This is a genomic window from Trinickia sp. (genome assembly GCF_035492435.1).
In the GTDB taxonomy this organism is placed as follows: domain Bacteria; phylum Pseudomonadota; class Gammaproteobacteria; order Burkholderiales; family Burkholderiaceae; genus Trinickia.
Window position 1 is genome coordinate 26,978 of the sequence record NZ_DATJJF010000082.1, and the last position, 13,972, is coordinate 40,949.

A 13,972-nucleotide genomic window follows, 5' to 3' on the forward strand; every position below is an offset into this window, starting at 1 on the left:
GAGGCATTGTGATGCTTTGGGTAGACAAAGCCTGTGTTGAATCGCACAGATGAAATAAAACGGCGGCAAGGCAGAGTTGCAGCCGCGCTCGCTGGCGTGTGCTCGGGAGCGGCGCCCAAAAAAGACCAACTGACAGGCGTGCGAGTTCGTCAGCGGCTGATGTATTGACGCGCTCCGCTATAATCGGCCCCGTCCGTTCGCCTACCTTTTTCCGTGCATGCTTCGTATTCGCTTGTGCGCGCCCCGCGCCTATTCGATCAGGCGCCAAAGTGCGTCAATGTCGACGTTCGCCGCTACTGCGTCTGCAAGTTTGTCGATCGAAGCGAGTCGGCGCGCATCGTGATCGATACGCTCGACGTCGCGCAATCCCGCCCAGCGCAGCAGCGCTGCGCTGGCATCGGGGGAATCGAAGAGGCCGTGCAAATAGGTGGCGAGAATCTGTCCGTCTTCCGACAGTGCGCCTTCATCGCGAAGCGCATTGCCATCGCGCAATTGGATCGCTGCGCGTGCGAGTGCGGGCCCAACGGTTGCGCCCATGTGAATTTCGTAACCGCGCACCGGCACGTTATCGCCGACGCGCAGCGTGCCTTCTACATTGGCCAGCTGCTTGCGAGGCTCGAGTGTCGTGACGAAATCAAGCAGACCGAGGCCGCGCTCGCAAGCGACGTCGCTTTCAATGCCGTGCGGGTCGCGCAGCTCGCGCCCCAGCATCTGCATTCCGCCGCATACACCGATGAGCTTGCCGCCGTAGCGCAGATGTCGATGCAGGTACGATTCCCATCCGTTTTCGCGCAGCCACGCAAGATCGCGCTGTACGCTCTTGCTGCCCGGCAGCACGACGAGATCGGCGCCCGGCAACGGTTCGCCGGCACGCACAAAGCGAAGGTCCACTTGGCGGTGCGCGCGCAGGGGATCGAAATCGGTATGGTTGCTGATGCGGGGCAGCGCGGGCACGACGACGCGCAGGACTTCATCGCCCGTTGCAACCCGGCGGCTTGCGGCGGGCAGCATGTCTTCAGCGTCGATCCACAAGTTCGGCACGAACGGCACTACGCCGAGCACAGGTTTGCCCGTGCAAGTTTGCAGCCAGTCGATTCCCGGTTTCAGCAAGGCGACGTCGCCGCGGAACTTGTTGATGATCACGGCTTTGACACGCGCACGCTCGTTGTCGCTGAGGCACGCAAGCGTTCCGAGGATCTGCGCGAATACGCCGCCTCGGTCGATGTCGGCGACGAGCACAACCGGGCAATTGACCGCCTCGGCGAATCCCATGTTTGCAATGTCGCCCTCGCGCAAATTTACCTCGGCCGGGCTGCCGGCGCCTTCGACAAACACGATGTCTGCTTTTGCGCGCAGCCGTTCGAACGATTCGAGCACGGCTTGCATGGCGATCGGCTTGTAGCCGTGATAGGCACGTGCATCGAAATTGCCGCGCGCGTGGCCGTGAACGATGACTTGTGCGCCGATGTCGCTATTCGGCTTGAGCAGCACGGGATTCATGTCGATCTCGGGCGCAAGGCCCGCAGCCAAGGCCTGCCAGGCTTGTGCCCGGCCTATCTCGCCGCCGTCAATCGTGACGGCGCTATTGAGCGACATGTTTTGAGGCTTGAACGGCGCCACGCGCTGGCCGGCGCGTGCACCGAGCCGGCACAGCGCGCCGACGATCGTGCTCTTGCCCGAATCCGAACTCGTTCCTTGAATCATCAGCGTGCCGGACATCGTGGCAATTCTGGTGGCGTGGGGCGTCATGCGTGTGCGAGCAGATGTGGGGGATTGAGGATGGCGCAGCATTATGTCATCGGCGGTGCGATTGTTGAAGGTTGGCGCGACGGGCGCGCATTCCGCATGAGCAGGCGTTGGTGCGCGGAGGCCGTGCTCGGGACGGCGCACCGTTTAGGTCTTGCTGCGGGAGTTGCGCAATGATCGGGCCGCTCTCTGTGGGGGCGACCTGCCTGCTCGCACTGGCAGGCGTCGCGTTGGATGCGCTCTTGGGCGAACCGCGCCGGGCGCATCCGCTCGTCGGCTTTGGACGTCTTGCCAAGTGGATTGAGCGAAGTTTGAACCCCGATCACGATGCGCTCCAAGTCGCTGCTGACGATCGATGCGGGACGGCCGCGCGCGGTGCACTGGCGAGCCGTGCGATGGGTGTCGTGGGCTGGCTGCTCGCGGTTGCTCCTCCCGTCATTCTGCTCGTCGTGCTGACGCGGACGTCGCCCGTCGCGCTCGCGTGGACGCTGCATGTTGCATCGCTATGGTTTGCGCTCGGCGCTCGCAGTCTGACGGATCATATCGCGCCCATCAAAACGGCCTTGGAGGCAGGCGACCTGCCGCAAGCCCGCGCGTTGACATCACGCGTCGTGACGCGGGATTTGTCCGAAGCCGATGAAGGGGCTGTCGCACGAGCGGCGATCGAGTCAGCACTCGAGAATGGAAACGACGCCATTTTTGGGGCGCTATTCTGGTTTGCCATTGCCGGCGGCCCGGGCGCGCTGGCGTTCCGCCTCGCGAACACGCTTGACGCGATGTGGGGGTATCGAACGCCACGCTTTCTGTTTTTCGGATGGGCGGCAGCCCGGCTCGACGACATCGCGAACTATGTGCCCGCGCGGCTGACGGCGTTGACCTATGCCCTATGCGGAGACTGCAGGACCGCACTGGCATGCTGGCGGAGTCAGGCAAGCGCATGGGAAAGCCCGAATGCGGGCCCTGTGATGGCGAGCGGTGCAGGCAGCCTGAACGTGTCGTGCGGGGGGATAGCTCGCTACCATGGCGTCGACGAGCCGCGGCCCGTTCTGGGCGCCGGCCGACCGCCCGGCGCGGAGGACGTCGGTCGCGCGCTTTCACTGGTGCGCCGCGCAATCGGGTTATGGCTGACGGTATTCGCACTCGTCGGCGTGGTATCGATGATCGTTTAGGACTGCTTATGATCGATTTCAATGAACCCGTTTCCATTGCGCACGGCGGCAATCTGGGCGAGGCCGTTCGGCGATATGGCATCGCGCGTGAAAATTGGACCGATTTGTCGACCGGCATCAATCCGGACGGCTATCCCGTGCCTCCCATCGAACCCAGCGCATGGCTGCGCTTGCCGGATGACGACGACGACCTGGAGGCGGTGGCCGCCAGGCATTACGGTTCGGTGCGAGCGCTGGCGATGGCCGGTACACAGGCGGCGATCCGCATGTTGCCGGAGGTCTTGCCCGCGGGGCCGATCGGCATTGGCTTGCTGACCTACGGCGAGTACGCGCCTGCTTTTGCACGGGCGGGCTTCCGTGTAGAGCGCTTCATCACCGAGCCTTTTGCAGATCGGCGCGATAGCGCATCGTTCGTGCTGGAGCCAGGGCGTTCGTTGCCTGCGAACCTCAAGCATCTGGTCCTCGTCAATCCTAATAACCCTGGTACGGAACAGTTCGCGCCGGAGGTCGTTATGGACTGGCACCGGCAGCTCTCCGCACGCGGCGGCACACTCGTGGTGGACGAGGCGTTCGTTGAAGCGATACCGGGGCTTAGCGTGGCCTCCCGCTCGGACAGCGAAGGCCTGATTGTGTTGCGTTCGGTCGGCAAGTTCTTCGGCCTTGCGGGTGCACGCGCGGGTTTTGTTCTTGCCTGCCCGCGCGTCGATCGCGCGATGCGGCAGCTGCGGGGACCCTGGACGGTTTCGGGGCCGGCGCGTGCGGCAGTGCGAGCGGCTCTGCTCGACACAGCATGGCAGGCGCAGGCGCGCGAGCGGCTCACGGCGGCCAGCACTCGTCTTGTCAGGTTGCTGGGCGTGTACGGCCTGAATGCGCTTCACACCCCATTTTTTGCCTGGGTGCGCGACGCACGCGCGGAGAAATGGCAGGATTGTCTTGCCCGGCACGGTGTTTGGGTGCGCCGATTCGATGTCGTCGCAGGATTGCGTTTTGGTCTTGCGGCGGACGAATCCGCGTGGGGGCATATTGAGGACGCGCTGCGCGAAGCACGCAGCGAAATGGATGTTCGATGATGGAAAACCGAGAAAAAAAACCGTACAGTGATCTTGAAAATGCCATCGCCAAAGCACGGGTGCAACGACCCGTGGGCTCGCCGTGCATCGATGTTTGTCGATTGAACGCACAAACCGGCTATTGCGAGGGGTGTCTGCGCAATCGCGAAGAAATCAAGGCGTGGAGGGCGATGAGCGACCGCGAGAAGTTGCACCTGCTCGATCGTTTGGTCTCGCGAGGAGTAGGAGATTAGCGAGCAACACGCACCATGTGCTGCATTGCCCCCGTGGGCTCGTATCGGCTACGCCTCGGGCCATCGGTTCTCAAATAGGCATTCTTTCAGCGGCTTGCGCGTCGCCCAGCGCTCGGTCTCGAGCATGGGCTCGTCGTAAAACCGCTCGACGTGCCCCAGACACAGAATGGCGACGGGTTGCGCTCCAGTCGGAATGTCGAGCAGCGCGCGTACGTCGTCGGGATCGAAGATCGATACCCAACCCATGCCGAGCCCTTCCGCGCGTGCAGCGAGCCACAGATTTTGAATCGCGCAAGCAACCGAGGCGAGATCCATCTCTGGCATCGTGCGGCGTCCGAATACGTGACGTTCGCGGCCGTCCATCAAGGCCATCACGAGCACCTCGCCGCACTCGAGCATGCCTTCCACCTTCAGCTTCATGAACTCGTCACGGCGCTGGCCTAGAGCATCCGCTGTTTTTATTCGTTCACTCTCGACAGCCGCGTGCAGCGCCAAGCGCACGGCGGGATCGGTGATGCGCACGATGCGCCATGGCTGCATGTAGCCGACGCTCGGCGCATGATGCGCAGCGTCGATGAGGCGTTCGAGCACTTCAGGTGCGACGGGGCCCCGCACGAAATGGCGCATGTCGCGCCGCTCGTAGATGGCACGATAGACGGCCGCACGTTCGGATTCGCTAAAGGGATTCGCCATGAAAGAGTGCCGCCGTCAAAGTGGGGTTCGAGGGCCAGTAGCCATGCATGTATGTTGCGATGATAGGGCCGTGACGGAAAACCGCCTCGCCAGCCTCACCGGTTCCCGGGCGCGTCGCGTGGCGCTCGGCTTCGAGCGGAGTCGTCAAGCGCGAATAGTGAAACGTATGGCCCGTCATTGTGCCGTATCTCGTCGCCAATTCCTGCATGCCTAGCGCACCAAGCCGCGTTTGCATCGTTGCCTGGCCGGGCAGTAGACCGAGCATTGGCGTCGCGTTGCCTTCGACATCGGTCAAGTGATCCAGCAAATATAGCAATCCGCCGCATTCGGCGAAGATGGGCTTACCCGCGGCTGCATGAGCCCGAATCGATTCGGCGCTGCGCGCACACGCGGCTAGCGTCGCGGCATGAAGCTCGGGATAGCCGCCGGGCAAGTAGAGTGCGTCAGTGCCAACCGGCAGCGGCTCGTCGGCGAGTGGCGAAAAGCAGCTGACGCGTGCGCCGAGCTGCGTGAGCAGCTCAAGGTTGGCCGGATAGATGAAGGAGAAGGCGGCGTCTCGCGCGATGGCCACGTGCCGGCCCGCGAGTAGTGGCGGCACCACAGGCGCTGTCGACGATGGAAAATCGATGGCAGGGGGCAACTCGGCTAACGCGGTGCCCGCTAGCGCATCGGCCGCGTGCTCGATGCGCGCTTCGATGTCGTCGATTTCTTCGGCTTGGTGAAGCCCAAGGTGCCGGCTGGGTAGCTGAATCTGCCCTGACGGTGCCACATGGCCCAGCCATCGCAACGTCGAAGGTAATGACGATTCGAGCATTTGTGCATGGCGCGGCGAGCTCACGTGGTTGGCCAGCACGCCATGAAATGGAACGTCGGGCCGATACTGTGCGAGACCCCACGCAAGTGCGCCGAAGGTCTGTGCCATGGCCTTTGCAGAGATGACCGCCGCGACGGGCACATGAAACGTTGCCGCTAGGTCGGCGCTGCTCGGTGTGCCGTCGAACAGGCCCATCACGCCTTCAATGAGGATGAGGTCCGATTCTTGCGCTGCCTCGCTCAGCAGGCGACGGCACGCTTCTTCGCCGACCATCCATAAGTCCAGCGATTTCACCGGCGCACCGCTTGCCCGCGCGAGGATCATCGGGTCGAGAAAGTCCGGGCCCGCCTTGAATACGCGCACACGGCGTCCGGCTCGCCGATGGAGGCGCGCGAGACCGGCCGTGATCGTGGTTTTGCCCTGACCCGAGGCAGGTCCGCTGATCAAAAGGGCGGGACAAGCTGGCATCGTTAGAACTCCACGCCTCGCTGTGCCTTGACGCCTTGCTCGCGATACGGGTGCTTGACGAGTCGCATCTCTGTGACGAGGTCGGCCGCATCGATGAGTGCATCAGGCGCATGGCGGCCCGTTATGACGACATGCAGCATCGGCGCGCGCGCGTTCACCACGGCGAGCACTTCCTCGAGCGGGAGGTAGTCGTACTTCATAACGGTATTGAGTTCGTCGAGGATCACCATCCGGTAGTCGCCGCTTTCGATCATGCGAACAGCTTCGCTCCAGCCTTTGCGTGCGGTCGCGATGTCGGCATCGCGGTCTTGCGTGTTCCACGTATAGCCATCGCCCATCGTGACGAAATCGCATTGCGGGTGGCTGCCCAGAAAGTCTCGCTCAGACGTGTGCAATGCGCCTTTGATGAACTGCACCACCCCGATCCGTTCGTTGTGGCCGAGCATTCGCACAGCCATGCCGAAGGCAGCGGTGCTCTTGCCTTTGCCGTTGCCCGTATGCACGATCAACAGGCCCTTTTCGTGCGTGGCCGCAGCCTGTTTTTTCTCGTGGCCTTCTCGACGCCGTTGCGTCATGCGCTGATGGGATTCGTTGTCGGTTTTCATGGCTTTCTATCGGTTTGCGTCTGGGTTTGCGCCTGCGTCTGGGTCTGGCGGCAGGTCCGCGTCATTGCCGGCGGGGCTGGCATGGCCGGCTGCTGCTGCAATCGCGACCGTAACGCCGTCGAGTACCTGCTTGGCGGTAATCAACATACCCCCTGGCGTCGCGAGCAGTGCGCACGGCTCGCAGACGCCACCCACGCCCACGCGTTCGTGCACATTTGGCGAGCGGGCAAGTGCTGCGTTCGCATCCAGGCATGCCGTAATCATGCCCGATGAAAACGTAACGAGCGGCAAGCCGTAGCCATCGCAGAATTCGAGCAACGCGGGTTCATCGGCTTTCGACGCAATCGTCGCAACGCGCCCGACTTCGCAGATCGAACGCGCGCCGAGTGCAGCCCGGACGGCAGCATCGATCTGGTTCACCGTCGCGCCACGCCGGCAGCCGATACCCACAACAAGCGGTTTTATCGCTGCTTGTGTCGCATTGGTTTGCGGGGGAGGGGGCGCAAGGCGGCTCATTGTCGGCGCGGCGGCTTGGTCGCAGTAGCCGCTTCACTAGCGCGGAGTGCGCACGCGCGCGTGCAGCGTAGGTGGGTGAGTACAAGCAATTGGGGTGTGCCCGGTTGCCGAACCTTCAGCGCTAACGGCTGGCGTGCATTTCGCATTGTGCCCGGATGAGAGCATAAGATATCACAGACAAGGAAGCCCATTCCTTGACTGGACGGACCAACAAACCTACACTCGCAGCCAATCTGGTGCTCGCGTGCGCATTCTTGGCGCGCGCAGTTAAACGGGAAACAGCGGCTTTCCGGGATGGTTCAATCACGGCAAAGCCAATCTGTGCTGCCCCCGCAACGGTAGACGAATGCATCGCGGCAAGCGATGCGGAGCCGGCTTCGATGTATGCGCGCAAGGTCGCGCATGCAGGCAACCACTGCGTGAGAAACAGTTGACTCGCGTGGGAAGGTGAAGTGGCGCTTTCGTCAGCCCGGATACCGGCCAGAGGAGAGGTTGGACGCTGCGGGTAGGCGGCGCTTCCGGCTATGACTTCCTTTCTTGGTGCATCGCGCTCTGCATGCAAACATCCATGCGCAAGATCCCCGTGACGATCGTCACCGGTTTTCTCGGCAGCGGTAAAACCACGCTGCTTCGCCACGTTCTCGCACAAGCCAACGGCTTGCGCATCGCCGTGATCGTCAACGAGTTTGGCGAACTTGGCATCGATGGCGAAATTCTCAAAGGTTGCGGAATCGGCTGCGACGAAGCCGGCCGCGAAACCGAAGGTCAACTTTACGAGCTTGCCAACGGCTGCTTGTGCTGCACCGTTCAGGAAGCGTTCTTTCCCGTGATGGAGGCACTTGTCGAGCGCCGCTCGCAGATCGATCACGTGCTCATCGAAACGTCCGGGCTGGCTTTGCCGAAGCCGCTCGTGCAGGCTTTCAACTGGCCGTTGATCAAAAGCAGCTTTACGGTTGATGCTGTCGTGACGGTAGTGGATGGGCCGGCTGCGGCAAGTGGTCAGTTTGCGGCCGATCCGCACGCCGTCGATGCGCAGCGTTTGGCCGATCCCAATCTCGATCATGAATCGCCGCTGCACGAGCTTTTCGAAGATCAGCTGAGTGCGGCTGACCTCGTCGTGCTCAATAAAATCGATCTGCTCGATGACGCGCAGCGCGGTGCCGTCGAATCGCTGATTCGCGCCGAGGTTCCGCCGCAGGTGAAGATCGTGGCTGCACAAAACGGACGAGTCGACTTGCATGCGCTTTTCGGGTTGGAATCGGCCTCTGAAGAGACGATCGATACACGCCCAGACCATCATGGCGACGCCGACGATGCCGATCATCATCACCACGAATTCGATTCCGTCATGGTGACGGGCGCTCCGGCGTCGCGCGAGGCGGCGATTGCGGCGTTGCAGCGGCTCGTCGAAAGCTACACCATCTATCGCGCGAAAGGATTTGCCGCGCTTCCCGGCGCACCGATGCGGCTCGTGATTCAGGGCGTCGGTCGACGCTTCGATAGCTATTTCGACCGGCGCTGGCGCGAGGACGAAACGCCGGCGAGCCGCTTTGTGCTCATCGGCGAGGATCTCGAGCAAGCGGTCTTGCAGCGCGCATTCGATGCCGCGTTGGGCGAAGCGCTTATCGACGCTGCGGCTTCGGCCGTTCAATCCTGATCCGTCCTCGAGCTGACTCACCATGCATCTGCTGCGCACCGTGCCCGGTGGTTTCGTCGACGACACGGCCGGTGTCGTCCGCATCGATCAGCGTCCGGCGGATATCGTCGTGCTCAGCTCCGCTGACACGACGCTCTCGCTGCTCGCAAGCGTCATCGGACGTCTCGGCGATGATTTCCCGAGCGTGCGGCTTGCGAACGTGACGTATCTGCGGCAGCCCGCATCCGTCGATTTCTATGTCGACGATGTGCTGCAGCATGCGCGCGTCGTCGTTGTCGATCATTTGGGCGGCGAGGCGTATTGGCCGTATGGCATCGAGTGTGTCGTCGAGTTGGCCAGACGCAAGAATCAGATGCTCGCCATGTTCTCGGGTGATTTGCAGGAGGACCCGAACCTCATCGCCAAAAGCACCGCCAATACACAACTGTGCAAGCAATTGTGGCGCTATTTGCGCGAAGGCGGTGCGCTCAACGCAGAAGGCTTCCTGCGCGCGATTGCCTGGCATGCATTCGGCTGGGGACGGGAGCCTCAGCCGCCCGTCCAGCTGCCCGCCGCAGCGCTCTATTACCCGCAGCGCGATACCGTCACGATCGCTGACTGGCAGACACGCTGGCGTGCTGGCGCGCCGGTTGTCGCCATTCTATTTTATCGAGCGCATCTGCAGGCAGCGAATACGGCCGTGTTCGATGCGATGATCGACGCGCTCGAGGCGCGGCACATGAATCCGCTGCCGATCGCGGTTACGTCGCTGAAAGACGCCGTCAGTCGTGACGTCGTGGCACAGCTCAGCGCGCAGCATGATGTCTCGCTCGTGCTCAACACTACGGCGTTTGCCGCCTCGGCATTCGATGATCCGGAGCCGCTGGCCCTGGCAGGCGACGCGCCCGTCTTGCAGGTGATACTGAGTGGAGGCAATCGCGACGACTGGCTCAAAGACGAGCAGGGCCTGAATTCGCGAGACATCGCGATGCACGTCGCGCTGCCCGAAGTTGACGGGCGCATCGTCACTCGTGCGGTCAGCTTCAAGGGGCTCGCTTATCGGTGTCCGCTGACGGAGGTGGACGTCGTCCGTTATCAGCCCGATGCCGAGCGCATTGATTTTGTTGCGGAGCTCAGTCGCCGTTGGTGCCGGCTGCGCCATTTGCGCAACGACGAGAAGCGGCTCGCGCTCGTGCTTGCGAACTATCCGATCAGCGAGGGACGGATTGGCAACGGCGTGGGGCTCGACACACCCGAATCGGTGGTGGCCATTCTAAGGATGCTTGGCGACGAAGGTTATCGCGCGGCGGACTTGCCCGAGAACGGTGCTGCATTGATGAAGCGGCTGACGCAGGGCGTGACGAATGATCCGTCGATGCGTGACCTGCGCCCTGCACTTCAAAGTTATAGCCTCGACGATTATCGGGCCTGTTTAGCTGGCTTACCTGGCGAGGTGCGTGAGGCCGTGAACGCGCGCTGGGGTGCACCGGAGAACGATCCCACGGTTCGTGGCGGACGCTTCATGATTTCGGGCTGGCGCTGCGGTCGCATTTTCATCGGCATTCAGCCTGCGCGTTCTTGGGAGGCCAGCGACTACGCGAGCTACCACGACGCAGATCTGGTTGCGCCGCATGCTTATCTGGCGTTCTATTTCTGGCTGCGGCATACCTTTCAAGTCGATGCGATTGTGCACGTCGGCAAGCATGGCAGCCTCGAATGGTTGCCGGGCAAGAGCATCGCACTCAGCGAGCGCTGCTGGCCCGACCTGACGCTGGGCCCCATGCCGCATCTCTATCCGTTCATAGTCAATGACCCTGGCGAAGGCAGCCAAGCGAAACGGCGTGCGCAAGCGGTCATCATCGATCATCTGATGCCGCCGCTCACACGTGCTGAGACGTATGGACCGCTCCAGGATCTGGAGCGCCAAGTTGATGAGTACTACGAAGCATTGATGGTCGACGCGCGTCGGGCGAGGTTGTTGCGCGGTACGATACTCGACACCATCTTGAAGCATCGGCTTCATGAAGAGCTGAGTCTTGCAAAGCCGAGCGGGCAGGATGAGGAGGACGCGTTACTCACGCGCGTCGATGCATGGCTCTGCGAACTGAAAGAGGCACAGATTCGCGACGGCTTGCATACGTTCGGCTCATCGCCGAGCGGCACGCAGCGGCGCGATACGCTGCTCGCGCTTGGGCGTTATCCGGTCGGAGACGGGCACAACGCCAACGCGGGTTTGATCGATGCGCTGGCGAAGGATCTGGGTATCGACCATCTCTTCGATCCGTTGACGGCCGAATGGTCCACGCCATGGACGGGGCCACGTCCCGCACTGCTCGAGCAAGTCAGCGACGCGCCGTGGCGTCACAATGGCGACACGCGCGAGCGTCTAGAAGGGCTGGCGGCCAGGTTGCTCGACGCCGTCTGTAACGGTGCGGGTTCCGGCGAGAACGCCCGGGCGTCCGCAGCCTTGCTGCCGCCCGACGCTATGCCGCTCACCGAGCGCGTGCTCGGCCGGCTGCGCGATGACGTCCTGCCGCGCCTCGATGCCTGCGGCGACGAAGAGCTACGACAGCTGCGGCGCGGCCTCGAAGGCCGGTTCGTGCCACCGGGCCCGAGCGGTTCGCCTTCGCGCGGACGCCCCGACGTGCTGCCCACGGGCCGCAATTTCTATTCGGTCGACACGCGCGCGATCCCCACGCAAGCCGCGTGGGCGCTCGGCCTGAAGTCGGCACGACTCTTGATTGAGCGGCATTTGCAGGAACATGGCGATTACCCGCGTGCGATCGGCTTGTCTGTCTGGGGCACCGCCACGATGCGCACGGGCGGTGACGATATCGCGCAAGCGCTTGCGCTCATGGGCGTGCGGCCGAAATGGGCGCCCGGAAGTCATCGCGTCACGGACTTCGAGATTCTCCCGGCAGGAGTACTCGAGCGGCCGCGCATCGACGTGACGCTACGCGTGTCAGGATTTTTTCGCGACGCTTTTCCAAACGTCATGCATCTGTTCGATGCGGCCGTGCAGGCGGTGGCGGAGCTCGACGACGAGCCCGCGGACGTCAACCCAATACGAGAGCGTGTGCTGCGCGAACGCGATGCTTGGATCGCGCGTGGGCTCGACGCGCAAGAGGCGCGCAAGAGGGCAGGATGGCGTGTTTTCTGTGCGAAGCCGGGGGCTTACGGGGCGGGTTTGCAGGAGATGATCGATTTGCGCCAATGGCAAACCGACGCCGATTTGGCGGAAGCTTATCGCGCATGGGGTGGCTATGCCTATGCGCAGACGAGCGCAGGCGAAGCGGCGCCTGGGGTGTTCGCCACGCGGCTCGCGACGATCGACGTTGTGCTGCAAAACCAGGATAACCGCGAGCATGATGTGCTCGATTCCAACGACTACTACCAGTTTCAGGGCGGGATGGCGGCCGCCGTGCGCCATTTCGCTGGCCGACAACCTCAGATCTATCACGCTGACCATAGCAATCCCGCCGCGCCGCGCGTGCGCCCGCTCACGGAGGAGATCGCGCGCGTGATTCGCTCGCGCGTCGTCAATCCGAAATGGATCGATGGCGTGAAGCGGCATGGATACAAGGGGGCGGCCGAAATCGCGGCGACCGTCGACTATCTGTTCGGCTACGATGCCACGGCGCGCGTGATCTCCGATCATCAATACGCGCTTGTCACGGACGCCTACCTGAATGACGATGCCACGCGCACGTTCTTGCACCAGCACAATCCGCACGCATTGCACTCAGTGTGCGAGCGCTTGCTGGAGGCAATCGAGCGTGGGTTGTGGCAGGCCCCTGGCGCTTATCAGGAACAAATCGAAGCCCATCTGCTCGCGAGCGAGCAAAGGATCGAAGAGAGGTCATCATCGTGAACGAGCAATCCACGCAGCCATTGCCGAAGCCTTATCCATTCAGTGCGCTGATCGGGCAGGCGTCTTTGCGTCAGGCTTTGCTGCTCGCAGCAGTGGATCCGGGAATCGGCGGCGTACTCGTGAGCGGGCCGCGTGGCACCGCGAAATCGACAGCCGCCCGCTCGCTCGCGGAATTGCTGCCTGACGGGCGCTTTGTCACATTGCCGCTTGGCGCGAGCGAAGAGCGGTTGATCGGGACGCTCGATCTCAACGAAGTCTTGCGCGGCGGCGCAGTGAGGTTTTCGCCGGGACTGCTCGCTCAAGCACACAACGGTGTGCTCTATGTCGACGAGGTCAATCTGCTGGCCGATGCACTCGTTGATGCCGTCCTCGATGCGGCAGCAAGCGGCGTGAACGTTGTCGAGCGCGATGGCGTGTCGCATAGCCATGAGGCAAGGTTTGTTCTGATCGGCACGATGAATCCGGAAGAAGGGGAACTGCGTCCGCAGCTGCTCGACCGGTTCGGTCTCATGGTCGAGCTCGACAACTGCTTCGATCCTGAGGTGCGGCAGCAAATCGTCAAGGCTCGATTAGCCTTTGATTCGGACTCCGAAGCATTCCGGCAGTCGTTTGCGCGTGAGCAGGCGGAGTTGTCGCATCAGCTTCGTGTGGCACGCGAAACCCTGGGGCGGCTTGCTTTTGACGACGAGGTTCACGCTGACGTCAGCGCGCGCTGCATCGAGGCTGCGGTCGACGGCTTGCGGGCCGATCTCGTCATGCTGCGAGCAGCACGCGCGCTGGCCGCGCTCGAACAAGCCGAGACTGTCACAACGCGGCATGTCGAACGCGTTGCACAGGCCGTGTTGCTGCACCGCCGCCGCGAGTTACAGAGTCAGGCGCCGGACGGCCGCACAGACGATGATCGATCGCGCACCGAGTCCACCCAGCGTCCCGAACGTGGCTCCGGTCATCAAGGGGACGGCAAAGACATGCACAGCATGCCGCTCTCGCCCGACGCGTCGCAAAACGCTGGCGAAGACGATTGGGGTTATCTCCCGCCCGAACGCGCCGGCATGACGCCGGTGAAGGGTGTCATTGCGCTCACGCCAAAAAAACGCTGAGCCATCGAAAGGGTGCCACCGCTGACGCACGCAGCGGTTTTCGATGGCCTA

Annotated in this window: 11 protein-coding genes and 1 riboswitch; of the genes, 6 read left to right on the forward strand and 5 right to left on the reverse strand. The window is 62.8% G+C overall.

The genetic code is table 11. The features are described from left to right. Positions 1–249: 249 nt before the first annotated feature. Positions 250–1,749: a cobyric acid synthase gene (locus tag VL598_RS05790; protein ID WP_325325740.1), complete on the reverse strand. Its 1,500-nt coding sequence runs from the start codon at positions 1,747–1,749 to the stop codon at positions 250–252. A gap of 170 nt (positions 1,750–1,919) precedes the next feature. Between VL598_RS05790 and VL598_RS05795 the strand changes: the two genes are divergently transcribed. From VL598_RS05795 to VL598_RS05805, 3 genes are read left to right on the forward strand one after another with little or no spacing between them, the layout of a single operon-like run. After that, on the forward strand, positions 1,920–2,915 hold the full coding sequence (locus VL598_RS05795; protein WP_414718662.1) for a CobD/CbiB family cobalamin biosynthesis protein: 996 nt from the start codon (positions 1,920–1,922) through the stop codon (positions 2,913–2,915). Between the two features lie 8 nt (positions 2,916–2,923). After that, positions 2,924–3,985, forward strand: coding sequence for a threonine-phosphate decarboxylase CobD (gene cobD / locus VL598_RS05800; protein ID WP_325325741.1), 1,062 nt, complete (start codon positions 2,924–2,926; stop codon positions 3,983–3,985). Then, on the forward strand, positions 3,982–4,218 hold the full coding sequence (locus tag VL598_RS05805; RefSeq protein ID WP_325325742.1) for a DUF1289 domain-containing protein: 237 nt from the start codon (positions 3,982–3,984) through the stop codon (positions 4,216–4,218). Before cobD ends, VL598_RS05805 begins: the two co-directional genes overlap by 4 nt. 48 nt (positions 4,219–4,266) lie before the next feature. Here VL598_RS05805 and bluB read toward each other — a convergent pair whose 3' ends face one another. From bluB to VL598_RS05825, 4 genes are read right to left on the reverse strand one after another with little or no spacing between them, the layout of a single operon-like run. Then, on the reverse strand, positions 4,267–4,911 hold the full coding sequence (gene bluB / locus VL598_RS05810) for a 5,6-dimethylbenzimidazole synthase (RefSeq protein ID WP_325325743.1): 645 nt from the start codon (positions 4,909–4,911) through the stop codon (positions 4,267–4,269). Further along, entirely contained in the window at positions 4,895–6,193 is a 1,299-nt protein-coding gene (locus VL598_RS05815) for a cobyrinate a,c-diamide synthase (RefSeq protein WP_325325744.1), read from the reverse strand. The genes bluB and VL598_RS05815 overlap by 17 nt, the downstream gene beginning before the upstream one ends. A gap of 2 nt (positions 6,194–6,195) precedes the next feature. Next, positions 6,196–6,798 carry a cob(I)yrinic acid a,c-diamide adenosyltransferase gene (gene cobO / locus VL598_RS05820; RefSeq protein WP_325325745.1) on the reverse strand — a complete coding sequence of 201 codons (603 nt, stop codon included), beginning with the start codon at positions 6,796–6,798 and terminating at the stop codon, positions 6,196–6,198. Positions 6,799–6,804: 6 nt separating this feature from the next. Next, entirely contained in the window at positions 6,805–7,314 is a 510-nt protein-coding gene (locus tag VL598_RS05825) for a cobalamin biosynthesis protein (RefSeq protein WP_325325746.1), read from the reverse strand. 217 nt (positions 7,315–7,531) lie between these two features. Beyond that, positions 7,532–7,813: riboswitch (cobalamin riboswitch) on the forward strand. Positions 7,814–7,870: 57 nt separating this feature from the next. Between VL598_RS05825 and cobW the strand changes: the two genes are divergently transcribed. The 3 genes from cobW to VL598_RS05840 are packed head-to-tail and all read left to right on the forward strand — an operon-like array spanning position 7,871 to position 13,921. Further along, complete coding sequence (cobW, locus tag VL598_RS05830; protein WP_325325747.1) at positions 7,871–8,971, forward strand: cobalamin biosynthesis protein CobW; 1,101 nt, start codon at positions 7,871–7,873, stop codon at positions 8,969–8,971. A 22-nt stretch (positions 8,972–8,993) separates the two neighbouring features. Continuing rightward, positions 8,994–12,821, forward strand: a complete 3,828-nt coding sequence (cobN, locus tag VL598_RS05835; RefSeq protein WP_325325748.1) for a cobaltochelatase subunit CobN — start codon at positions 8,994–8,996, stop codon at positions 12,819–12,821. Continuing rightward, positions 12,812–13,921: an ATP-binding protein gene (locus VL598_RS05840; RefSeq protein WP_414718663.1), complete on the forward strand. Its 1,110-nt coding sequence runs from the start codon at positions 12,812–12,814 to the stop codon at positions 13,919–13,921. The genes cobN and VL598_RS05840 overlap by 10 nt, the downstream gene beginning before the upstream one ends. Positions 13,922–13,972 lie beyond the last annotated feature (51 nt).

Bases quoted from the DNA above. Each gene is read 5' to 3' on its own strand.
- VL598_RS05790 (WP_325325740.1), bottom strand. From the start codon at position 1,749: ATGACGCCCCACGCCACCAGAATTGCCACGATGTCCGGCACGCTGATG.
- VL598_RS05795 (WP_414718662.1), top strand. From the start codon at position 1,920: ATGATCGGGCCGCTCTCTGTGGGGGCGACCTGCCTGCTCGCACTGGCA.
- cobD (WP_325325741.1), top strand. From the start codon at position 2,924: ATGATCGATTTCAATGAACCCGTTTCCATTGCGCACGGCGGCAATCTG.
- VL598_RS05805 (WP_325325742.1), top strand. From the start codon at position 3,982: ATGATGGAAAACCGAGAAAAAAAACCGTACAGTGATCTTGAAAATGCC.
- bluB (WP_325325743.1), bottom strand. From the start codon at position 4,911: ATGGCGAATCCCTTTAGCGAATCCGAACGTGCGGCCGTCTATCGTGCC.
- VL598_RS05815 (WP_325325744.1), bottom strand. From the start codon at position 6,193: ATGCCAGCTTGTCCCGCCCTTTTGATCAGCGGACCTGCCTCGGGTCAG.
- cobO (WP_325325745.1), bottom strand. From the start codon at position 6,798: ATGAAAACCGACAACGAATCCCATCAGCGCATGACGCAACGGCGTCGA.
- VL598_RS05825 (WP_325325746.1), bottom strand. From the start codon at position 7,314: ATGAGCCGCCTTGCGCCCCCTCCCCCGCAAACCAATGCGACACAAGCA.
- cobW (WP_325325747.1), top strand. From the start codon at position 7,871: ATGCAAACATCCATGCGCAAGATCCCCGTGACGATCGTCACCGGTTTT.
- cobN (WP_325325748.1), top strand. From the start codon at position 8,994: ATGCATCTGCTGCGCACCGTGCCCGGTGGTTTCGTCGACGACACGGCC.